20 protein-coding genes and 1 pseudogene are annotated in these 20,119 nt (G+C 70.4%); 15 read left to right on the top strand and 6 right to left on the bottom strand.

Going from position 1 to position 20,119, the window contains the following annotated elements:
• The first annotated feature begins 15 nt into the window (after positions 1–15).
• The gene (locus OHA05_RS08240; RefSeq protein WP_313947027.1) at positions 16–1,104 is read left to right on the top strand and encodes an amidohydrolase family protein; all 1,089 of its coding nucleotides are present in this window, start codon (positions 16–18) and stop codon (positions 1,102–1,104) included.
• A 41-nt stretch (positions 1,105–1,145) separates the two neighbouring features.
• Here the strand turns inward: OHA05_RS08240 and OHA05_RS08235 are convergent, their stop codons facing one another.
• The 4 genes from OHA05_RS08235 to OHA05_RS08220 form a co-directional block, all read right to left on the bottom strand.
• Positions 1,146–2,114, bottom strand: coding sequence for a COX15/CtaA family protein (locus tag OHA05_RS08235; RefSeq protein WP_313947028.1), 969 nt, complete (start codon positions 2,112–2,114; stop codon positions 1,146–1,148).
• 171 nt (positions 2,115–2,285) lie between these two features.
• Positions 2,286–3,494: a hypothetical protein gene (locus OHA05_RS08230; protein ID WP_328860180.1), complete on the bottom strand. Its 1,209-nt coding sequence runs from the start codon at positions 3,492–3,494 to the stop codon at positions 2,286–2,288.
• 131 nt (positions 3,495–3,625) lie between these two features.
• A complete protein-coding gene (locus tag OHA05_RS08225; RefSeq protein ID WP_328860179.1) occupies positions 3,626–4,393 on the bottom strand; it encodes an ABC transporter permease in 768 nt (255 codons plus the stop codon).
• Positions 4,390–5,316, bottom strand: coding sequence for an ABC transporter ATP-binding protein (locus OHA05_RS08220; RefSeq protein WP_313947031.1), 927 nt, complete (start codon positions 5,314–5,316; stop codon positions 4,390–4,392). Before OHA05_RS08220 ends, OHA05_RS08225 begins: the two co-directional genes overlap by 4 nt.
• A gap of 314 nt (positions 5,317–5,630) precedes the next feature.
• On the opposite strand from OHA05_RS08220, the gene OHA05_RS08215 reads away from it, so the two are divergent.
• The 12 genes from OHA05_RS08215 (at position 5,631) to dapD (ending at position 15,501) form a co-directional block, all read left to right on the top strand.
• Complete coding sequence (locus tag OHA05_RS08215; RefSeq protein ID WP_313947032.1) at positions 5,631–6,377, top strand: helix-turn-helix transcriptional regulator; 747 nt, start codon at positions 5,631–5,633, stop codon at positions 6,375–6,377.
• Positions 6,374–7,795, top strand: a complete 1,422-nt coding sequence (gene sufB / locus OHA05_RS08210) for a Fe-S cluster assembly protein SufB (RefSeq protein ID WP_313947033.1) — start codon at positions 6,374–6,376, stop codon at positions 7,793–7,795. Before OHA05_RS08215 ends, sufB begins: the two co-directional genes overlap by 4 nt.
• A 68-nt stretch (positions 7,796–7,863) precedes the next feature.
• Positions 7,864–9,045 carry a Fe-S cluster assembly protein SufD gene (sufD, locus tag OHA05_RS08205; protein ID WP_328860178.1) on the top strand — a complete coding sequence of 394 codons (1,182 nt, stop codon included), beginning with the start codon at positions 7,864–7,866 and terminating at the stop codon, positions 9,043–9,045.
• Positions 9,045–9,362 carry a bifunctional 3-phenylpropionate/cinnamic acid dioxygenase ferredoxin subunit gene (locus tag OHA05_RS08200; RefSeq protein ID WP_313947035.1) on the top strand — a complete coding sequence of 106 codons (318 nt, stop codon included), beginning with the start codon at positions 9,045–9,047 and terminating at the stop codon, positions 9,360–9,362. Before sufD ends, OHA05_RS08200 begins: the two co-directional genes overlap by 1 nt.
• A gap of 7 nt (positions 9,363–9,369) precedes the next feature.
• Positions 9,370–10,134 (top strand): Fe-S cluster assembly ATPase SufC, encoded by a 765-nt coding sequence (sufC, locus tag OHA05_RS08195; RefSeq protein WP_313947036.1) that lies wholly within the window; start codon positions 9,370–9,372, stop codon positions 10,132–10,134.
• The gene (locus OHA05_RS08190; RefSeq protein WP_313947037.1) at positions 10,131–11,387 is read left to right on the top strand and encodes a cysteine desulfurase; all 1,257 of its coding nucleotides are present in this window, start codon (positions 10,131–10,133) and stop codon (positions 11,385–11,387) included. Before sufC ends, OHA05_RS08190 begins: the two co-directional genes overlap by 4 nt.
• 11 nt (positions 11,388–11,398) lie before the next feature.
• A complete protein-coding gene (gene sufU, locus OHA05_RS08185) occupies positions 11,399–11,863 on the top strand; it encodes a Fe-S cluster assembly sulfur transfer protein SufU (protein ID WP_313947038.1) in 465 nt (154 codons plus the stop codon).
• A complete protein-coding gene (locus OHA05_RS08180) occupies positions 11,860–12,198 on the top strand; it encodes a metal-sulfur cluster assembly factor (protein WP_313947039.1) in 339 nt (112 codons plus the stop codon). The genes sufU and OHA05_RS08180 overlap by 4 nt, the downstream gene beginning before the upstream one ends.
• A gap of 105 nt (positions 12,199–12,303) precedes the next feature.
• Entirely contained in the window at positions 12,304–12,642 is a 339-nt protein-coding gene (locus OHA05_RS08175; protein WP_391839506.1) for a DMT family transporter, read from the top strand.
• Positions 12,642–13,178, top strand: coding sequence for a TetR/AcrR family transcriptional regulator (locus OHA05_RS08170; RefSeq protein ID WP_313947041.1), 537 nt, complete (start codon positions 12,642–12,644; stop codon positions 13,176–13,178). Before OHA05_RS08175 ends, OHA05_RS08170 begins: the two co-directional genes overlap by 1 nt.
• 132 nt (positions 13,179–13,310) lie before the next feature.
• The gene (locus OHA05_RS08165; RefSeq protein ID WP_328860177.1) at positions 13,311–14,468 is read left to right on the top strand and encodes an MFS transporter; all 1,158 of its coding nucleotides are present in this window, start codon (positions 13,311–13,313) and stop codon (positions 14,466–14,468) included.
• 43 nt (positions 14,469–14,511) lie between these two features.
• Positions 14,512–15,501: a 2,3,4,5-tetrahydropyridine-2,6-dicarboxylate N-succinyltransferase gene (gene dapD, locus OHA05_RS08160; RefSeq protein WP_328860176.1), complete on the top strand. Its 990-nt coding sequence runs from the start codon at positions 14,512–14,514 to the stop codon at positions 15,499–15,501.
• Between the two features lie 41 nt (positions 15,502–15,542).
• On the opposite strand, the gene dapA is transcribed toward dapD, so the two are convergent.
• Entirely contained in the window at positions 15,543–16,430 is an 888-nt protein-coding gene (gene dapA / locus OHA05_RS08155; RefSeq protein WP_328860175.1) for a 4-hydroxy-tetrahydrodipicolinate synthase, read from the bottom strand.
• A 139-nt stretch (positions 16,431–16,569) separates the two neighbouring features.
• On the opposite strand from dapA, the gene OHA05_RS08150 reads away from it, so the two are divergent.
• Entirely contained in the window at positions 16,570–17,277 is a 708-nt protein-coding gene (locus OHA05_RS08150) for a DUF4232 domain-containing protein (RefSeq protein ID WP_328860174.1), read from the top strand.
• Between the two features lie 78 nt (positions 17,278–17,355).
• Positions 17,356–18,068, top strand: a pseudogene (locus tag OHA05_RS08145) (antibiotic biosynthesis monooxygenase).
• A gap of 91 nt (positions 18,069–18,159) precedes the next feature.
• On the opposite strand, the gene OHA05_RS08140 reads toward OHA05_RS08145, so the two are convergent.
• A complete protein-coding gene (locus OHA05_RS08140) occupies positions 18,160–19,998 on the bottom strand; it encodes an endonuclease/exonuclease/phosphatase family protein (RefSeq protein ID WP_328860173.1) in 1,839 nt (612 codons plus the stop codon).
• Positions 19,999–20,119: the final 121 nt, after the last annotated feature.

The raw sequence follows: 20,119 nt of genomic DNA, 5'->3' as shown, positions 1-20,119 counted from the left end.
CGACTGGGAGCCCGGATGATCGACACCCCGACCCTCGTGGACCAGTACTGTCACGGGGTGCTCCGCACCGAGCTCGGTCTCGGCACCTTCGAGGCGCATCTGGGCCGCACCGCGGGACCGCCCGCGCCGGGCACGACCTTCTTCGACACCCAGACGGGGTTCGCCGTCCGGCGCTGGTGCCCGCCCCTGCTGGGTCTCGAACCGCACTGCCCGCCTGCCCGCTACCTCGCCCGGCGCCGTGAGCTCGGGGTGCTGGAGGCGGGCAGACGGCTGCTGAGAGGCAGCGGCATCTCCACCTATCTGGTGGACACCGGGCTGCCGGGGGACCTCACCGGACCGCCGGAGATCGCCGCCGCCGGCGCGGCCGAGGCCCGCGAGATCGTACGGCTCGAACTCCTCGCCGAACAGGTCGCCGACACCTCGGGCACCGTCGAGGGCTTCCTCGCCAACCTCGCCGAAGCCGTCCACGGCGCCGCCGCGTCCGCCGTGGCCTTCACCTCCGTCGCCGCCGTGTGCCACGGGCTCGCCCTCGCGCCCGAGCCCCCGGGCCCGGGCGAGGTGCGCGGGGCGGTCGGGCGCTGGCTGGCCGCGCGCCAGGTCGGCGGCACACTCACCGACCCCGTCCTCGTGCGGCACGTGCTGTGGGTCGCCGTCGCCTCCGGGCTGCCGCTCCAGCTCCATGTGGGGGTGGAGGACCCGATGCTGCTGACGAGTTTCGCCGCGGCGACCGCGGGGCTCGGAACCGACCTCGTGCTGCTGCACGGTTATCCGTACCACCGCCACGCGGCCCATCTGGCGAGTGTCTTCCCGCATGTGTACGCGGACCTCGGGCCGGCGCTCGTGCACACGGGCGCCCGGGCGGCCGCCGTACTGGCGGAGATCCTGGAGCTCGCGCCGTTCGGCAAGCTGCTGTTCTCCAGCGGCGCGCGCGGGCTGCCCGAGCTGCATGTGGTGGGCGCCAGGATCTTCCGGGAGTCGCTGGCGCGGGTGCTCGGCGACTGGGTCGGCGACGGTGCGTGGTCCCGGACCGATGCCCAGCGGGTGGCGACGATGATCTCTTCGGCCAACGCCCGCCGCGTCTACGGGCTGCGGGACGCGGTCTGATCAGCAGGCTTTGCCCGCGGCACCAGGCGGTGGGTCCGTGCTCAGGCGGGGGACAGTGCCACGTCGCTCTGCGCCGGGATCTCCGCCGTCGGCTGCGGACGCTCCCGCAGGCTGAGCGCGAGGCGCAGCACCGCGATCCACATCAGTGCGGACCCGAGCATGTGGGCTGCGACCAGGGCCTCGGGGACCTGGGTGAAGTACTGGACATAGCCGATGACGCCCTGTGCCAGGAGTACCAGCAGCAGGTCTCGGGCGCGGGCCCGGGTGTCGTCGGGGGCGTCCACGACCCGCAGCACCAGCCACATGGCGAGCGCCAGCGCGCAGACCACCCAGGCCGCGATCGCGTGGATGTGTGCGGCGTCCACCCAGTCCCACGGCATGCGCGGTACGTCGCTGCTGTCACCGGCGTGCTTGCCGGAACCGGTCACCGAGGTGCCCAGCGTGATCAGCAGCGCGGAGGTGACGACGATGGCCCAGGACAGCCTGCGGACCGGGCGCGGGACCCGCGGACGCGGTGCGGTGTCGCCCTCGCCGGCCCGGTGCCAGGTGATCACCGCGACGGTGAGCAGTGCGTTGGCGGCCAGGAAATGCCCCGCCACGGTCCACGGGTTGAGGCCCGCCCACACCGTGATGCCCCCCAGCACCGCGTTGCTCGCCACGATCCAGAACTGCGCCCAGGCGAGCCGGGTCAGCCCGCGGCGCCGCGGCTCGGTGGAGCGCGCCGCGATGATGGCCCAGCCGACCGCGGCCGACAGGACGTAGGTCAGCATCCGGTTGCCGAACTCGATCGCGCCGTGGAGGCCCTGCTCGGGTGTGGCGAAGAGGCTGTCGTCCGTGCACTTGGGCCAGGTGTCGCAGCCGAGACCGGAACCGGTCAGCCGGACCGCGCCACCCGTGACGATGATGACCACGCTCATGACGACGGCCGAGAGCGCGGCGCGCCGGAGAGTCCTGGGGGTGGGCGTCCAGCGTCGGGCGATGAGGGCGAGGGGGGTTTGCACGGGCACCATGGTAGGCGGGGCCTTGTGCATGCATTCACGAGGGTCGGTTTCGCGTGCCGGAACGGCCGGATACGGGCGTAAAGGTGCGGAGAGGGCTGCCGGTTCGCGTGCGCCGGACGGCAGGCGCGCCGGGTCGCGTGCGCGTCGGGTGTCAGGACGCTCGCAGCGGGTCCGGGGCTGTCAGGGCGCGTCCGCAGGAGGTCCGGCGCCCGCCTCGGGCCGGGCCGCCTCCAGGTCCGGGGCGCCCCGTGATCCCGCCCCCGGGGCCGGCTCCCGGTCCGGTTCCGGGCCGTACGTCCGGCGGAAGCGCGATCCGTCGAGGTGGTCCTCCTCCTCCCACCACACGGCGAGCCGCCACGATGCCGACGGGCCCGGACGCGCGGGGGAGTGCAGGAACGCATCGGTCAGCTCCTGGCCCACGGCCGCCGCGCTGCGGTCGGTCACCGCGTCCATGCCGCGCCACGGGTACTCCATCGGGACCCAGGGCCCGCCCTCCGCGCCGCGGATGTCGAACCGCCACACCGCTCGCCACGAACGGGCCCGCAGCATCCGGCGTACCTCGGCGGGGTCCAGCTCCAGCCCCTCGGCGATGGTGTCCGGTTCGGCTCCCTCGATACGGGCGGCCACCACCGCCAGCGGGAGCAGCCGGCCGGGCAGCAGGTCCTCGGACCGCAGCCGCGTCAGGCCGCCCTTGAACGGACAGCGCCGCAACCGCCGCTCCAGCTGGTCCCCCAGATGCTCCAGCGTCGCGGCCTGCAGACTCTCCCGCACCTGCGCACCCGACCACAGCTCGTGGTACTCCCGCTCCGCCCGCACGGCCCAGGCCGCGGCCTCCACCGGATCGCCGAGCTCCTCCAGCCGGTCGCCGAGGAAGGCATGGGCCTGGGCCAGGCCCTCCCGGTTCTGCGGGTCCGACGGATCGAGGTTCTCCCAGACCTTGATCGCGCGGTGGACGGCCGCGAGAGCGGCGATGCCGTCCGCGCGGGCCTCGGCCGGAGGCCGGTCGCCCACCTGCTGGAAGGCGTAGCGCGGCAGCCCCAGTTCGTCGCTGAGGGGTTCGGCGAGATAGACGGCCTGGCTGATCAGCGCCCTGGCGTACCAGCGGGCGTGCTCCGGGTCGTGCAGGGCCGGCTCGGCACACGTCCGTACGGCCTCGTGCACGGCGATCAGCGCGTCCGCGCGGCGGCCGGTGTCGAAGTGGTGCCGGGCCAGATCTCCGTAGCGCAGACTCAGCCGGGCGGTGAGCGGGAGATCGTGTGCGGCGTGCGGGGTGAGGGCGGCGATCAGCTCGATCAGCATCCGCTCACGTTCGTCCGGCGACACCCCGGCTCTGCCGGATCTGACCTTCGTCCACTCCGCGTCGAGTCGGAGTGCGGCAGTCCGTTCCATCGAGGCCTCCCACGCGCTGATCTTCGCAGCCATACTGGCGCGTGGGTCAGTACCTACGGAAGACGCCGGTCACTCCCGGCACAGAGGAAAGCGGGCGCGTCACTTCCGGCCCGGTGGAAACCGGCGACGCGTCACTCCCACTGGAACCAGCGGGAGGCCGCGCCGAGCCCGAGCACCGACCAGCCGGCGAGGATGCCCAGGTCGCCCCACGGCAGCGACGCGCCGTGCTGGAGCACATCGCGCAGCCCGTCGGAGAGAGCCGAGATCGGCAGCAGCGCGAGCACCGACTCGACGCCGTCGGGGAACCGGTCCAGCGGCACGATCACCCCGCCGCCCACCAGCAGCAGCAGGAAGACCAGATTCGCGGCGGCGAGGGTCGCCTCGGCCCGCAGGGTTCCGGCCATCAGCAGTCCGAGGCCGGAGAAGGCGACGGTGCCGAGGACGAGCAGCAGCAGGACGGAGAGGGGATCACCCTGCGGGGACCAGCCGAGCGCGAAGGCGATCATCGTCAGCAGGGCGATCTGGAGCACCTCGGTGGCGAGGACGGAGAGCGTCTTGGCGCTCAGCAGGCCCCAGCGGGGCAGCGGCGAGGCGCCGAGCCGCTTGAGCACTCCGTAGCGCCGCTCGAAGCCGGTGGCGATGGCCTGGCCGGTGAAGGCGGTGGACATCACGGCGAGGGCGAGTACACCGGGGGCGAGGAAGTCGACGGGCTCACCCGTGCCGGTGTCGATGATGCCGACGGTCGAGAACAGCACCAGCACGAGCGAGGGGATGACGACGGTGAGCAGCAGCTGTTCGCCGTTGCGCAGCAGCATCTTCGTCTCGAACGCGGCCTGCGCCCCGATCATCCGGGCCATCGGCGCGGCACCCGGCCGCGGTGCGTATGTACCGGCGCTCATCGGCGCAGCTCCTTGCCGGTCAGTTCCAGGAAGACGTCCTCGAGGGTGTGGCGCTCGACGGAGATGCCGTCCGGCATCACCCCGTGCTGGGCGCACCAGGACGTGACGGTCGCCAGCAGCTGCGGGTCGACCTGGCCGGTTATCCGGTACGCGCCGGGCGTCAGCTCGACCGCCTCGGTGCCGTCGGGCAGCGCCTTGAGCAGCGAGCCGACGTCGAGGCCGGGCCGGCCGGTGAAGCGCAGGGTGTTCTCGGCCCCGCCCCGGCACAGCTGTTCGGGGCTGCCCTGGGCGATGATCCGGCCCGCGTCGACGATGGCGACATCGTCGGCGAGGGCTTCGGCCTCGTCCATGAAATGGGTGGTCAGCACGGTGGAGACGCCGTCGGCGCGCAGTTCGCGCACCAGGTCCCAGGTGGAGCGCCGGGCCTGCGGGTCCAGGCCCGCGGTCGGCTCGTCGAGGAAGAGCAGCTCGGGGCGGCCGACGACGGCCATCGCCAGCGCGAGACGCTGCTGCTGTCCGCCCGAGAGGCGCCGGTAGGACGTACGGCCGCAGCTGCCGAGGCCGAGCCGCTCGATCAGGGCGTCCACGTCGAGCGGGTGGGCGTGCAGCTTCGCCATGTGGCGCAGCATCTCCTCGGCGCGTGCGCCGGAGTAGACCCCGCCCGACTGGAGCATCACGCCGATCCGGGGGCGCAGGTCCGCGGCGTCGGCGACCGGGTCGAGCCCGAGGACCCGGACCGTGCCGCCGTCGGGGCGGCGGTAACCCTCGCACGTCTCGATGGTGGTGGTCTTGCCGGCACCGTTGGGGCCGAGGACAGCGGTCACCAAGCCCTGGGGGACCTCGAGATCGAGGCCGTCCACGGCCGTCCTGGATCCGTACCGCTTGACCAGGCCCCGGATCTGGACGACGGACTCGCTTCGCATGCGGGGAAGTCTAGGCGGGCCATGTGGTGGTTCGGGGAGCGGGTCACAAGACGTACCGGATCGAGGCCGGCAACGCCGGGCCCGGCACCCTGCGTCTGCGTTTCCTGACCAATTCCGGCGTAACTTTCGTCGAATACGATCACGGTCGACCATCGCTTTCCGAGGCGCCGAATCCCGGAGAACGAGCAGCTCAGAGCGGGTTTCGACGCTCCCGGTCGGGTGATTTCGTTAGGTGACCCTTAGTGACGCAGTGCACCGGTCCGACGGCCGGACGGCGGTTGTCACCTCCGGAGGAATTACGCAACAATGGTGTTGTGAAAAACGTCGGCGAGGCTCCGCAGGAGGAACTCGCGACCGGTGTGCGCTCGGATCACTCGACGCGCAACAGGGTCGCGCGGTCCGTGCTGGACCACGGCCCGTCCACCGTGGCCGACCTCGCCTCACGCCTCGGACTCACCCAGGCAGCCGTACGCCGTCACCTCGACACGCTCGTCGCCGACAATGTCGTCGAGCCCCGGGAACAGCGCATCTACGGCGCGCGCACCCGCGGCAGGCCCGCCAAGGTGTTCGCCCTCACCGACTGCGGCCGGGACGCCTTCGACCAGTCGTACGACGCACTGGCCGTGGACGCCCTCCGCTGGATCGAACGGTCCGCGGGCGGCGGAGCGGCGGGAGAGGCGGCCGTCGCCGCTTTCGCCCGGGACCGTATCGAGGCCCAGGCGGAGACCTATCGCAAGGCCATCGAGGCGGTCGAGCCCGACCGGCGCACGGAAGCGCTGGCCAAGGCCCTGAGCGCCGACGGGTACGCTGCTGCGGCGCGCAGCGCCCCCAATGCCCAGGCAGGGGAGCAGCTCTGCCAGCATCACTGCCCGGTCGCCCACGCCGCCGAGCGGTACCCGCAGCTGTGCGAGGCGGAAACGGAGTTCTTCTCCCGCCTGCTCGGCACACATGTGCAGCGTCTGGCCACCATCGCCCACGGCGACGGAGTGTGCACGACGTTCATTCCCAAGACCACACCATCGTCAGCATCTGCAAGCACGGCCGGGAGGAACCCCGCATGACTCTCCCCACGGAGACTGCCCACCCCGAACTCGAGGGCCTGGGTACGTACGAATTCGGCTGGGCCGACTCCGACGCGGCAGGCGCCGCGGCCAAGCGCGGCCTCTCCGAGGCGGTCGTCCGCGACATCTCGGAGAAGAAGAACGAGCCGGAGTGGATGCTGAAGCTGCGGCTCAAGGGTCTGCGCCTGTTCGACAAGAAGCCGATGCCGAGCTGGGGCTCCGACCTGTCGGGTATCGACTTCGACAACATCAAGTACTTCGTGCGCTCCACGGAGAAGCAGGCGGCGTCCTGGGAAGAGCTGCCCGAGGACATCAAGAACACGTACGACAAGCTCGGCATCCCGGAGGCGGAGAAGCAGCGCCTCGTCGCCGGTGTCGCGGCCCAGTACGAGTCCGAGGTCGTCTACCACCAGATCCGTGAGGACCTGGAGGAGCAGGGCGTCATCTTCCTCGACACGGACACCGCGCTGAAGGAGCACCCCGAGCTCTTCCAGGAGTACTTCGGCACGGTCATCCCGGTCGGCGACAACAAGTTCGCGTCGCTGAACTCCGCCGTCTGGTCCGGCGGCTCGTTCATCTACGTGCCCAAGGGTGTCCACGTCGACATCCCGCTCCAGGCCTACTTCCGTATCAACACGGAGAACATGGGCCAGTTCGAGCGGACGCTGATCATCGTCGACGAGGACGCCTACGTCCACTACGTCGAGGGCTGCACCGCTCCGATCTACTCCTCGGACTCGCTGCACAGCGCCGTGGTCGAGATCATCGTCAAGAAGGGCGGCCGCTGCCGCTACACGACGATCCAGAACTGGTCGAACAACGTCTACAACCTGGTCACCAAGCGGGCCGTGGCCTACGAGGGCGCGACCATGGAGTGGGTCGACGGCAACATCGGCTCCAAGGTGACCATGAAGTACCCGGCGGTCTACCTGATGGGCGAGCACGCCAAGGGCGAGACCCTGTCCATCGCCTTCGCGGGCGAGGGCCAGCACCAGGACGCCGGCGCCAAGATGGTCCACATGGCTCCGAACACCTCCTCCAACATCGTCTCCAAGTCGGTGGCGCGAGGCGGCGGTCGTACCTCCTACCGCGGTCTGATCGAGATCGGCGAGGGCGCGCCGGGCGCGAAGTCCAACGTGCTCTGTGACGCGCTGCTGGTCGACACGATCTCCCGCTCGGACACCTACCCCTACGTGGACGTCCGCGAGGACGACGTGTCCATGGGCCACGAGGCGACCGTCTCCAAGGTCTCCGAGGACCAGCTCTTCTACCTGATGAGCCGTGGCATGACGGAGTTCGAGGCGATGGCGATGATCGTGCGCGGCTTCGTCGAGCCGATCGCCAAGGAGCTCCCCATGGAGTACGCCCTGGAGCTCAACCGGCTGATCGAGCTGCAGATGGAGGGCTCGGTCGGTTAGTCCCGGCCCGCCCTTCCCGCAGCGACTGATTTCTTACGCAGAGGCAGAGAGAGAGCACCCCGACAGCCATGGCTGAGGCTCAGAACATTCCGGTGGGATCCACCACCGCCGGTTCGATCGCGGTGGCCGCCGAGTCCACCGTCGCCACTCGTATGAGTGCGCCCCCCTCGTTCGACGTGGCGGACTTCCCGGTCCCGCACGGTCGTGAGGAGGAGTGGCGCTTCACTCCACTGGAGCGGCTGGCCGGTCTGCACGACGGCACCGCCGTCGCGACGGGCGGTGCCGTCACCGTCGAGATCGACGCGCCCGACGGCGTCGTCGTCGAGACCGTCGGCCGTGACGACGCGCGGCTCGGCAGGGCCGGCACCCCGGTGGACCGGGTCGCCGCCCAGGCGTACTCCTCCTTCGAGAAGGCCTCGGTCGTCACGGTCCCCAAGGACACGGTGCTCACCGAGCCCGTCCGGATCGCCGTGCGCGGCGAGGGCGGCACCACCTTCGCCCACCAGGTCGTCGAGCTCGGCGCGTTCGCCGAGGCCGTCGTGGTCATCGACCACACCGGTGACGCGGTCATCGCGGCCAACGTCGACTTCGTGGTGGGCGACGGCGCCAAGCTCACCGTCGTCTCCGTGCAGGACTGGGACGACAAGGCCGTCCACGTCGCCCAGCACAATGCGCTGGTCGGCCGCGACGCCTCGTTCAAGTCCGTCGTGGTCACCTTCGGCGGCGACGTCGTCCGGCTCCACCCGCGGGTCTCCTACGCGGGCACCGGTGGCGAGGCCGAGCTCTTCGGCCTGTACTTCACCGACAAGGGCCAGCACCAGGAGCACCGTCTCCTGGTCGACCACAACACCCCGCACTGCAAGTCCAACGCCGTGTACAAGGGCGCGCTCCAGGGCGACGACGCACACGCGGTGTGGATCGGTGACGTGCTCATCCAGGCCGCGGCCGAGGGCACCGACACCTACGAGATGAACCGCAACCTCGTCCTCACGGACGGCGCGCGGGTCGACTCGGTGCCGAACCTGGAGATCGAGACCGGCGAGATCGTCGGAGCCGGCCACGCCTCCGCCACCGGCCGCTTCGACGACGAGCAGCTCTTCTACCTCCAGGCCCGCGGCATCCCCGCCGAGGAGGCCCGCCGACTGGTGGTCCGCGGCTTCTTCGCCGAGCTGGTCCAGCAGATCGGTCTCCCGGACGTCGAGGAGCGGCTGCTCACCAAGATCGACGCGGAGCTGGAGGCATCGGTCTGATGTCCTTCGTCAAGGCCTGTGCGCTGAGCGAGCTGGAGGAGGACACCCCCAAGAGGGTGGAACTCGACGGCACGCCCGTCTCACTCGTCCACACCGAGGGCGAGGTGTTCGCGATCAACGACATCTGCTCGCACGCGAACGTCTCCCTGTCCGAGGGCGAGGTGGAGGACTGTCAGATCGAGTGCTGGCTGCACGGCTCGAGCTTCGACCTCCGCACCGGCAAGCCGTCCGGACTGCCCGCGACGCGCCCCGTCCCCGTATACCCCGTCAAGATCGAAGGGGACGATGTGCTCGTCTCCGTCACCCAGGAGTCCTGAGTCACCCATGGCAACGCTTGAAATCCGCGACCTGCACGTTTCCGTCGAGGCCGAGAACGGCCCCCGGGAGATCCTCAAGGGCGTCGACCTGACCGTGAAGCAGGGCGAGACGCACGCCATCATGGGCCCCAACGGCTCCGGCAAGTCGACCCTCGCCTACTCCATCGCGGGCCACCCCAAGTACACGATCACCGGTGGCACCGTGACCCTGGACGGCGAAGACGTCCTGGAGATGTCCGTCGACGAGCGCGCCCGCGCCGGCATGTTCCTCGCCATGCAGTACCCGGTCGAGGTCCCCGGCGTCTCGGTCTCCAACTTCCTGCGCACCTCCGCCACCGCGATCCGCGGCGAGGCTCCCAAGCTTCGTACCTGGGTGAAGGAGGTCAAGACCGCCATGGAGCAGCTGCACATGGACCCGGCGTTCGCCGAGCGCAACGTCAACGAGGGCTTCTCCGGCGGTGAGAAGAAGCGCCACGAGATCCTTCAGCTGGAGCTCCTCAAGCCGAAGATCGCGATCCTCGACGAGACGGACTCCGGTCTGGACGTCGACGCGCTGCGCACCGTCTCCGAGGGCGTCAACCGCGTCCGCGAGACCGGTGAGGTCGGCACCCTGCTGATCACGCACTACACGCGCATCCTGCGCTACATCAAGCCCGACTTCGTCCACGTCTTCGCGAACGGGCGCATCGCCGAGTCCGGCGGCGCCGAGCTCGCCGACAAGCTCGAGTCCGAGGGCTACGAGGCGTACACGAAGGGTGGCGTATCCGCGTGACACAGCTGCCGGGCCTCCTCGACACCGAGGCGATCCGCAAGGACTTCGCGATCCTCGACCGGGTGCTCCACGACGACAAGAAGCTCGTGTACCTGGACAACGCGGCGACCTCGCAGACGCCGCGCCAGGTGCTGGACGCCGTCACCGAGTACTACGAGCGTCACAACGCCAACGTCCACCGCGGTGTGCACGTCCTCGCCGAGGAGGCCACGGCGCTGTACGAGGGCGCGCGTGACAAGGTCGCGTCCTTCATCAACGCTCCGAGCCGCGACGAGGTGATCTTCACCAAGAACGCCTCGGAGTCGCTCAACCTCGTGGCCAACATGCTCGGCTGGGCCGACGAGCCCTACCGCGTGGACCACGAGACCGAGATCGTCATCACGGAGATGGAGCACCACTCCAACATCGTTCCGTGGCAGCTGCTCTCGCAGCGCACCGGCGCGAAGCTGAAGTGGTTCGGCCTCACCGACGACGGCCGTCTCGACCTGTCCAACATCGACGAGCTCATCAACGAGAAGACGAAGATCGTCTCCTTCGTGCTGGTCTCCAACATCATGGGCACGGTCAACCCGGTCGACGCGATCGTCCGCCGTGCGCAGGAGGTCGGCGCGCTGGTGCTGATCGACGCCTCGCAGGCCGTGCCGCACATGCCGGTCGACGTCCAGGCGCTGGGCGCGGACTTCGTGGCCTTCACCGGCCACAAGATGTGCGGCCCGACCGGTATCGGCGTGCTGTGGGGCCGGCAGGAGCTGCTCGAGGACCTGCCGCCGTTCCTCGGCGGCGGCGAGATGATCGAGACGGTGTCGATGCACTCGTCGACGTACGCTCCCGCGCCGCACAAGTTCGAGGCCGGTACGCCTCCGATCGCCCAGGCCGTCGGCCTCGGCGCGGCGGTGGACTACCTGAACGCCATCGGCATGGAGAACGTCGCCGCCCACGAGCACGCGATCACCGAGTACGCGGTGAAGCGGCTCCAGGAGGTCCCCGGTCTGCGGATCATCGGCCCGGTGACGGCCGAGGACCGCGGTGCCGCGATCTCCTTCACGCTCGGTGACATCCACCCGCACGACGTCGGCCAGGTCCTGGACGAGCTGGGCATCGCCGTCCGTGTCGGCCACCACTGCGCCCGCCCGGTCTGCCTGCGGTACGGAATTCCTGCGACCACGCGAGCGTCGTTCTATCTGTACTCCACGCCCGCCGAGGTCGACGCACTCGTCGACGGGCTGGAGCACGTCCGTAACTTCTTCGGATGAGGGATTGACGCGTGAAGCTGGATTCGATGTACCAGGAAGTCATCCTGGACCACTACAAGCACCCGCACGGGCGTGGTCTGCGGGACGGCGACGCCGAGGTGCACCACGTCAACCCGACGTGCGGTGACGAGATCACGCTGCGCGTGAAGTACGACGGCGACCGCATCGAGGACGTGAGCTACGAGGGCCAGGGCTGTTCCATCAGCCAGGCCAGTGCCTCCGTGCTCAACGACCTGCTGGTCGGCAAGGACCTCGCGGACGCGCAGAAGATCCAGGCGACCTTCCTGGAGCTGATGCAGTCCAAGGGCCAGATCGAGCCCGACGACGCGATGGAGGAGGTGCTGGAGGACGCGGTCGCGTTCGCCGGTGTCTCCAAGTACCCGGCCCGGGTGAAGTGCGCACTGCTGAGCTGGATGGCTTGGAAGGACGCGACCGCACAGGCGCTGGGTGAGAGCCCCGAGAGGAAGACGGCATGACGGAGAACGCAGGGGCGGCGCTGAAGCCGGCCTCCGAGGAAGAAGTCCGCGAGGCGCTGTACGACGTCGTCGACCCCGAGCTGGGCATCGACGTGGTCAACCTCGGTCTGATCTACGGCATCCACATCGACGACTCCAACATCGCGACGCTGGACATGACGCTGACGTCGGCGGCCTGCCCGCTGACCGATGTGATCGAGGACCAGGCGAAGTCGGCGACGGACGGTCTCGTCAACGAGCTGAAGATCAACTGGGTCTGGATGCCGCCGTGGGGCCCGGACAAGATCACGGACGACGGGCGCGAGCAGCTGCGCGCGCTGGGGTTCAACGTCTGATCCGTCTTCCCGTACGACACAAGCGGCCGTGACCGCCGGGCCATCCGGTGGGCACGGCCGCTTCGTCGTGTGTGCAGCGCGCGTTGTGTACGGTCGTACGCAACGTTGTGTACGCTTGTACGCATGGGATACGGACTGCTCGCCGCGGCCATCGTCGCGGAGGTGGCCGGCACCACGGCCATGAAGTACAGCGACGGCTTCACCAAGCTGTGGCCCTCGGTGCTGACCGTCCTCGGCTATGTGATCGCCTTCTCTCTGCTCGCCCAGACCCTCAAGACCATGTCCGTGGGCACCGCCTACGCGATCTGGGCGGGCATCGGCACCGCGGCGGTGGCCGCCATCGGCATGATCTTCCTGGGGGAGTCGACCAGCCTGGTGAAGATCGGCGGCATCCTGCTGGTGATCGCCGGAGTGGTGGTGCTGAATCTGGGCGGGGCGCACTGATGCCTCGCCGTTACGACCCCGAGCGCCGCCAGCGCATCATCGACGCCGCGATCCGGGTGGTCGGGCGCCGCGGGATCGCCGGGCTCAGCCATCGCACGGTGGCGGCCGAGGCCGATGTGCCGCTCGGCTCGACGACGTACCACTTCGCCTCGCTGGACGAGCTGCTGGTCGCCGCGCTGCGGCAGGCCAACGAGGGCTTCGGAGCGGCGGTGCGCGACAGCCGCGCACTCGCCGACCCGGACGCCGATCTCGCCACCGAACTCGCCCGGCTGATGGGGGAGTGGCTCTCGGGGGAGCGCACCGGGGTGGAGCTGGAGTACGAGCTCTATCTGGCAGCCCTGCGCAGGCCCGCGCTTCGGCCGGTGGCCGCGGAGTGGACCGACTCGGTCGCCGGGATCCTGGCCCGCAGGACCGATCCCGTCACGGCCCGCGCTCTGATGGCGCTGATGGACGGTGTCTGTCTCCAGGTGCTCCTCACCGACGCGCCGTACGACGCGGACTACGCGCGGGACGTGCTGGCCCGCGTCATCGGCTGAACATCGGCTGAACAGCCGTCGTCCGAACGCCGTCCGAACCACCTCCGAACACCGCCACGGACAAAGCCCGTTGACCTTGCTCCCGCCCGTTGAGATAGTCAGTTCCCGATAGAGACTCACTCGGGGGGCGATGTGACCATGCTGCGGAACGTGCCACGGACCGTGCGGATGCTCGCCTTCGGGGCGTTCTTCAACTCCGCCGTCAGCTTCACCTTCGTCTATCTCTTCCTCTATCTGACCGGCCCTCGCGGTCTCACCGTCGCCGAGGCGGGCCTCGTCAGCGGTATCGGGGGCGCCGGGCTCGTCGCCGGCAACTTCACCGGTGGATGGTTCGGTGACCGGCACGGTCATCGCCGGGCCCTCCTCGCCGGCGCGACGGTCGCCGGCGTGGTGCTCGTCGCCCTGCCGGTGCTCCCGATCCCCGTGCTCTGTGCCGCCCTGCCGCTCGCCGAGTACGCCACCGGCGTCGTCCGGGCCGCGAGCGCCGCACTCGTCGCCGTCTCCGTCCCCGAGGGCTCGCGCCGCCAGGGCTTCGCCGTGATGCGCTTCGCGGGCAACGCCGGCTTCACCCTCGGGCCGCCGCTCGGCGCGCTGCTCGCCACCACCGTCTCCTACGACTGGCTCTTCGTCGCCGACGGCCTCGGGACGCTCGCCTTCGCCGGCTACGCCTCGCGCGTACTCCCGGCCCGGGCGGCCGTGCACGCCAAGCCCGTACGCGACCCCGACGCCCCCGGCGTCCTGCACGAACTGCGCGCGCGGCCCGCCGTGCTGGTGCTGCTCCTCGCGATCGGCTGCGTCGATCTCGTCTACCGGCAGCAGTACTCGACGCTGCCGCTCTCACTCGCCGATCACGGACTGGACACCCAGGTCTACGGCTGGCTCCTCGCCGTCAACGGCGGCGTCATCCTGTGCCTCGAACTCCCCGTCGCCCACGCCCTGCGCAGACGTGCCCCGCTCCCCGTCATCGGCACCGGACTGCTGCTCGTCGGGCTCGGCTACGCCTTCCTGATACCCGGCGCGGGACTCCTCTTCGCGATCACCATGATGCTGTCGCTGACCGCCGGGGAGATCCTCTACAAGACCACCGCCACCGCCTATGTGGCCGACGAGGCCCCCGCCCACGCGCAGGGCAGGTTCCAGAGTCTGTACGCCGGCGCCTCCATCAGCGGGCAGGTGCTGGCCCCGCCGATCGGCGGTCTGCTCTACTCCGCCGCACCCGGTCTGCTGTGGCCGGCGTGCGCGGTGCTCGCCGGAGCCGCGGGGCTCGCGGTGCTCGCGACCGGGACGTGAGACCGGTTCGCCCGGCGGGCGCCGCGCCGGTTAGGTTTTCCCCATGACCGACACCACTGCTCCTCGCACCACCGGCGCCGTCGCCGCCGGGCTCGCCACCATCGCGGCCGACGGCACCGTCCTCGACACCTGGTTCCCCGCCCCCGCGCTCACCGCCGAGCCGGGTCCCGCCGGCACCGAGCGGCTCACCGCCGAGCGGGCCGTCGAACTGCTCGGCGAAGGAGCCGCGAAGGCCGTCGGACCCGACGCCCGCCGCGGTGTCGAGGTCGTCGCCGTCCGCACGGTCATCTCCTCGCTCGACGAGAAGCCGCTCGACGCGCACGACGCCTACCTCCGCCTCCACCTGCTGAGCCACCGGCTGGTCAAGCCGCACGGCCAGAGCCTGGACGGACTCTTCGGCCTGCTCGCCAACGTCGCCTGGACCTCGCTCGGTCCGGTCGCCGTCGACGCGCTGGAGACGGTACGGCTCAACGCCCGTGCCGAAGGACTGCACCTTCAGGTGACCAGCGTCGACAAGTTCCCGCGGATGACGGACTACGTCGCCCCGAAGGGCGTCCGTATCGCCGACGCCGACCGGGTGCGCCTCGGTGCGCACCTCGCCGAGGGCACCACCGTGATGCACGAGGGCTTCGTCAACTTCAACGCCGGCACGCTGGGTACCTCCATGGTCGAGGGCCGGATCTCCGCGGGTGTCGTCGTGGGCAACGGCTCCGACATCGGCGGCGGCGCCTCCACGATGGGCACGCTCTCGGGCGGCGGCAATGTCATCATCTCCGTCGGTGAGCGCTGCCTCGTCGGCGCCGAGGCCGGTGTGGGCATCGCGCTCGGCGACGAGTGCGTCGTCGAGGCCGGTCTGTACGTCACGGCGGGTACCCGGATCACCATGCCCGACGGTCAGATCGTCAAGGCCCGTGAACTCTCCGGCGCCTCCAACATCCTCTTCCGCCGCAACTCGGTCACCGGCGCCGTCGAGGCCCGGCCGAACAACGCGGTCTGGGGCGGCCTCAACGAGGTCCTGCACAGCCACAACTAGGGTCCCCTGCCAGGAGCTCAGGAGCTCAGGAGCTTGGGGCCTCACGCATCTCCGAGGGCGGCGAGCAGTTCGCCGTACGCCCTGCGCAGCCCGTCGGTCGCCTCGCGGCCGGCGGGCTGCAGCGGTTCCCGGACCGGGCCCGCGTCCAGCAGCGCCTTCGCCGTCACCGTGCCCGGCAGTCCGGAGGCCATCATCAACTCCGTGAGCGGCAGCAGGAGTTGGTTCAGACGGGCGGCCCGGGCGGTGTCACCCCGGTCGAAGGCGTCGAGCACCTCGCGCAGCGGCCCCGGGACGATGTTGGCGACCGTGCTGACGAAGCCCGCCCCGCCGACGGCGTACAGCGGCAGATTCAGCTCCTCGCACCCGGAGTAGTACGCGAGCGAGGTCCGCGCGATCACCTTGGTGGAACCCAGCAGGTCGTACGCGCAGTCCTTCACCGCCACGATCCGCGGATGGTCCGCCAGCCGCAGCATCGTCTCGACCTCGATCCGGGTGCCCGTGCGGCCCGGGATGTCGTAGAGCATCACCGGGACGCCGACGGCGTCCGCGACCCGGCGGAAGTGCGCCTCCAGGGCCGCCTGCGGCGGGCGGCTGTAGTACGGGGTCACCACCAGGACCCCGTCGGCGCCCGCCGCTTCGGCGGCCCGCGCCTGTTCCACCGTGTGCCGGGTGTCCGCGGTGCCGGTGCCCGCCACGACCGGCACCCCGTCGCCCACCGCCGTGCGCACCGCCCGGACCAGTGCTGTCTTCTCGGCGTCCGTCGTGGTGGGGGACTCGCCGGTGGTCCCGCTGAGCACCAGCCCGTCGCAGCCCTCGGCCACCAGGTGGGCGGCATGACGTGCGGCGGCGTCCAGATCCGGTCCGCCGGCGTCGGTGAACGGAGTGATCATCGCGCAGAGCGCCCGGCCGAAGGGGTGCGGTGTGGTCATCCCAGCAGTCTCGGCCTGCGAGACCATGTAGGTCTACTTAGATCTTCTTGGGGTGAGGGGCAAGCAAAGCTGAACGGTTGATCGATGTATGTCTGGCATGATCGCCACCAGGGACATGTCACAGGGGAGGGGGCCCGGCATGACGGACGGGACAGGCGGGACAGGCAGGGCACGACGGAACGGCGCGGTGCCGGCAGCGGCGCTCACGGCGGTGGCCGCGCTCGTCCTCGCAGGATGCGCGGAGGCGTCGGGCGGTGTGGGCGCGAGCGGTGCGAGCACGTCGCCCGACTCGCGGTGGAAGGTGCACGCCGACAAGCTCACCGGGACGCCCTCTCCGTACACCGGTCCGCCCTCGATCGCGCCGGGGCCGCGCACCCCGAACGACGGGGAGCAGCTCCCGGAGGCCACGCCAACCGCCTGTCCCGACACGGGAGTTGCCCTCGTCGCCGGTGTCGTGGACGCCGCGATGGGGCGGCGGGCCACCACGATCCGGTTGACGAACTGCGGAAAGAAGCCGTACCGCGTCGAGGGCTATCCGCAGATCGGCGCCCTCGACAAGGACCGTGACCCGCTGAAGCTGAAGGTCACGCACGGCGCGTATACGGACTCCAGCAGGGACCAGGGACCTCGGCCCCTCACGCTGGCGCCCGGCAAGAGTGCCGTGTCGGTCCTGAACTGGAACAACAGGGTGACCTCGTTCGACGCCGTCCGGCCGGGGGCGTACCTGGTGGTCGCGCCCGTCCGCGGGGAGAAGGAGCAGACCGTGCCGTTCTTCCTCGACATCGGTACCTCGGCCGAACTGGACGTCACTGCCTGGGCGTTCCCGCGGGAAGAGCCGGGCAGTTGACCTCGACCAAGGTTGATGTTCCAGGCTGGTGATCAGCGGGCGCACCGCAGGGGTGCGCCGAGCCGAGGGGACATCGCCATGACCGTGACCGTGCAGCCCGACGCCAGGCCCGACCTCGCCCGCCCGGGTGTCGGCGTCGTCAAGGCCTCGACCTGGGACGTCGGCACGCCCGAGCGGCAACGGGCCACCGTCGACGCCATCGCCACGGCCTGGCGGAACAGGGACTTCCGGACACCGGACTGCTCTCGTACACCGTCCACCGGGGCGAGGACGGGCGCACACTGCTGCACTACTCGCAGTGGACCGGCGAGGACGCCTACCAGGAGTTCCTCCGGACCTTCCGGGACGACCGGAACGCGGAGATCGACGCGGCGGTGCCCGGCATCGAGCGGCTCGGGCTGCACTCCTACGCGCTCTACCGCAGCGCCTCGCTCGGCGGGGACGACCGGCGGGTGCCGGGCTGCGTGGTGATCGTGGACGTCGCGTTCGACGGCCCCGACGCGGAACGCGCGCGGGACTGGGTGGACACCGTCTTCGTCGCGCTGGACAGCGAACCGCATCCGCACCCCGGCGGGATCGCCGGTCACTTCCACATCGGTACGGACGGTACGCGGGTGCTGAACTACGCCGAGTGGGAGAGCGCCGACGCGCACCTCGAGGCACTGGGCGCGCCGGGCGCCGGCATCGGCTCGCCCACCGGGCCGTGGGAGAAGGTCCGCACCTACCCCGGCGTGACCGGCGGCGGCGTGAACCGCTACGTGCCCGCGCTGAGTCTCGGCGCGGGCACGTAGCGGCAGTGGTGCCGGTTTCTCACGGGACCCGTGGACCCGTGGACCCGTGGACCCGCGGACCGCGGGTCCACGGGGTCGCATGACTACGGCGTCACGGTCGGAAGCGCAGCACCTGCGGGTCGTGGTCGCTGTTCTGGTCCGCGAACTCCGCGTTGATGTGCACGCTGTCGTACTCGAAGTCGTCGATCGAGGGGCTGGTCAGGATCTGGTCGAGCACCTGGCTGTTGCCCTGGTAGACGTAGGAGTAACGCTCCGGCCTGGGCAGGGACTTGATCGCCGGGTAGAGCGCGCCGCCGTCGGTGAGCGCCTTCGTCGTCGCCGAGAACTCGAAGTCGTTGATGTCGCCGAGCACCAGGACGTCGGCGCGGCGGTCGGCCTTCAGGATCTGCTTGACGAAGGTGTTCACGGCCTGCGCCTGCTGGAGCCGCTTGACCTCGGAGGAACGGTTCGGCGGCTGCCGGTGGGCGGTGAGAGCCTCGTCGCCGCCCTTCGAGCCGAAGTGGTTGGCGATCACGAAGACCGTACGGCCGCGGAAGGTGAACTCACCGGCCAGCGGCTTGCGGCTGGCCTCCCAGGCGGCGTTCGCGGGGTCGACGCGGCCGGGGGACAGCGTCAGCGCCGCCCGTCCGCGCTCCCTGACGACTCCGGTCGCGGTGGTGGCGTCGCCGCCGGCGCGGTCGGTGAACGAGACCCGCTCGGGGTTGAAGAGGAAGACCTGACGGATGTTGCCGCCGGGCTCGCCGCCGTCCTTGTTGTTCTCCGGGTCCACACTGCGCCACTCGTACACCGGACCGCCGGCCGCGGCGATCGCGTCCGTGAACTTCTTGACCGTCTGACCGGCGGCGACCGTGCCGTCGTTCTTCGCGCCGTTGTCGTCCTGGATCTCCTCCAGGGCGAGGATGTCGGGCGAGGACAGGTTCTCCACGACGGCCTTCGCCAGCGCGTCGAACTTCTCCTGCGGGTCGGACGGGTCGAGGTTCTCCACGTTGTACGTGGCGACGGCGAGCTCGCCCCGGCGCTGCGGGCGGGTCTCCTCGGCCTCCAGACCACGGTCCACGACCGTGCCCAGCGTGCGCGCGGTCAGGGTGTAGCCGCCGAACTGATTGAAGTCCAGGGGCCCTTCGGTCCGTCCGGCGAGCACGTCGCCGACGTTCGCCTTGGGGAAGGGCTGCTCGGCGGTGGGCGTCAGCGACTGGATCTGGAGCCGGCCGGTGTTCTGCGAGGTGTACGAGCCGTAGCGGGCACCGCCGGACGTGGTGGGGTTCTCGAACGGCTTGACCGTCACCCACAGCTCGGCGAACGCGTCGGTCGCACCGACGACGCGGGAGGTGCCGACGCGGACGTTGGTGCCCTCGAGGGACTCGTAGTAGTCCAGGGCGTACGTGCGAGGCTTCAGCGGCAGGGCGTTGATGCTGCCGCCGTTGGCCGCGTCACCGGCCGGGGTGTACGCCGTGGGCACGGAACGGCCGGAGATGGTGACTGGAGCCGGCAGCGGGTTGTCGGCGGAGACGACCGTGATCGTCGGCCGGGAGATCTGCGTCAGCGACTGGTTGCCGGAGGAGGTGCCGCCCGGGATGAACTCGCCCACGGTGCCGGAGACCAGCACCGAGTCGCCGGCCTTGACGGTCGGGGTGGCGCCGGTGAAGACGAAGATGCCCTCGCTCGTGGCGGGGTTCTTGTCGGCCTGCGGGTCCTGGAACCAGAAGCCGCGCGACGAGCCGTAGGTCCGCACGCCCGTGACGATGCCGGCGACATCGGTGACCTGCTGCCCGACGAGCGGGGATATCCGGGTGGAGCCCTGAATGTCATGGATCCGGGTCTCGGCCCCGGCGGCTGCCGAGGCGGAGGATCCGGCCAGCAGACCGGCGGCCAGTGCGGAGGCGACGACGGCCGCGACGGCGGCCGTTCTCGGTACGACTGAGGAAGGCATCGAGGAACTCCGGAATCGAGGGTGAGGGGTGATTCGTTGCTGCACTTCTGTTCTACGCGCGTCAATCTCTTTGCTGAGCAGTCCACTTGTCAAGAGTCGACGGGTGTACGGCGACCGACGG

This window comes from Streptomyces sp. NBC_00306 (genome assembly GCF_036169555.1).
In the GTDB taxonomy this organism is placed as follows: domain Bacteria; phylum Actinomycetota; class Actinomycetes; order Streptomycetales; family Streptomycetaceae; genus Streptomyces; species Streptomyces achmelvichensis.
The sequence above is the reverse complement of the archived record's forward strand: the minus strand, read 5'-3'. Positions and strand labels throughout refer to the sequence as shown.

What these genes read in the sequence shown, in the direction of transcription:
- OHA05_RS08240 (WP_313947027.1), top strand. Translation starts at nt 16, where the DNA reads ATGATCGACACCCCGACCCTCGTGGACCAGTACTGTCACGGGGTGCTC.
- OHA05_RS08235 (WP_313947028.1), bottom strand. Translation starts at nt 2,114, where the DNA reads ATGGTGCCCGTGCAAACCCCCCTCGCCCTCATCGCCCGACGCTGGACG.
- OHA05_RS08230 (WP_328860180.1), bottom strand. Translation starts at nt 3,494, where the DNA reads ATGGAACGGACTGCCGCACTCCGACTCGACGCGGAGTGGACGAAGGTC.
- OHA05_RS08225 (WP_328860179.1), bottom strand. Translation starts at nt 4,393, where the DNA reads ATGAGCGCCGGTACATACGCACCGCGGCCGGGTGCCGCGCCGATGGCC.
- OHA05_RS08220 (WP_313947031.1), bottom strand. Translation starts at nt 5,316, where the DNA reads ATGCGAAGCGAGTCCGTCGTCCAGATCCGGGGCCTGGTCAAGCGGTAC.
- sufB (WP_313947033.1), top strand. Translation starts at nt 6,374, where the DNA reads ATGACTCTCCCCACGGAGACTGCCCACCCCGAACTCGAGGGCCTGGGT.
- sufD (WP_328860178.1), top strand. Translation starts at nt 7,864, where the DNA reads ATGGCTGAGGCTCAGAACATTCCGGTGGGATCCACCACCGCCGGTTCG.
- OHA05_RS08200 (WP_313947035.1), top strand. Translation starts at nt 9,045, where the DNA reads ATGTCCTTCGTCAAGGCCTGTGCGCTGAGCGAGCTGGAGGAGGACACC.
- sufC (WP_313947036.1), top strand. Translation starts at nt 9,370, where the DNA reads ATGGCAACGCTTGAAATCCGCGACCTGCACGTTTCCGTCGAGGCCGAG.
- OHA05_RS08180 (WP_313947039.1), top strand. Translation starts at nt 11,860, where the DNA reads ATGACGGAGAACGCAGGGGCGGCGCTGAAGCCGGCCTCCGAGGAAGAA.
- OHA05_RS08170 (WP_313947041.1), top strand. Translation starts at nt 12,642, where the DNA reads ATGCCTCGCCGTTACGACCCCGAGCGCCGCCAGCGCATCATCGACGCC.
- dapD (WP_328860176.1), top strand. Translation starts at nt 14,512, where the DNA reads ATGACCGACACCACTGCTCCTCGCACCACCGGCGCCGTCGCCGCCGGG.
- dapA (WP_328860175.1), bottom strand. Translation starts at nt 16,430, where the DNA reads ATGACCACACCGCACCCCTTCGGCCGGGCGCTCTGCGCGATGATCACT.
- OHA05_RS08150 (WP_328860174.1), top strand. Translation starts at nt 16,570, where the DNA reads ATGACGGACGGGACAGGCGGGACAGGCAGGGCACGACGGAACGGCGCG.
- OHA05_RS08140 (WP_328860173.1), bottom strand. Translation starts at nt 19,998, where the DNA reads ATGCCTTCCTCAGTCGTACCGAGAACGGCCGCCGTCGCGGCCGTCGTC.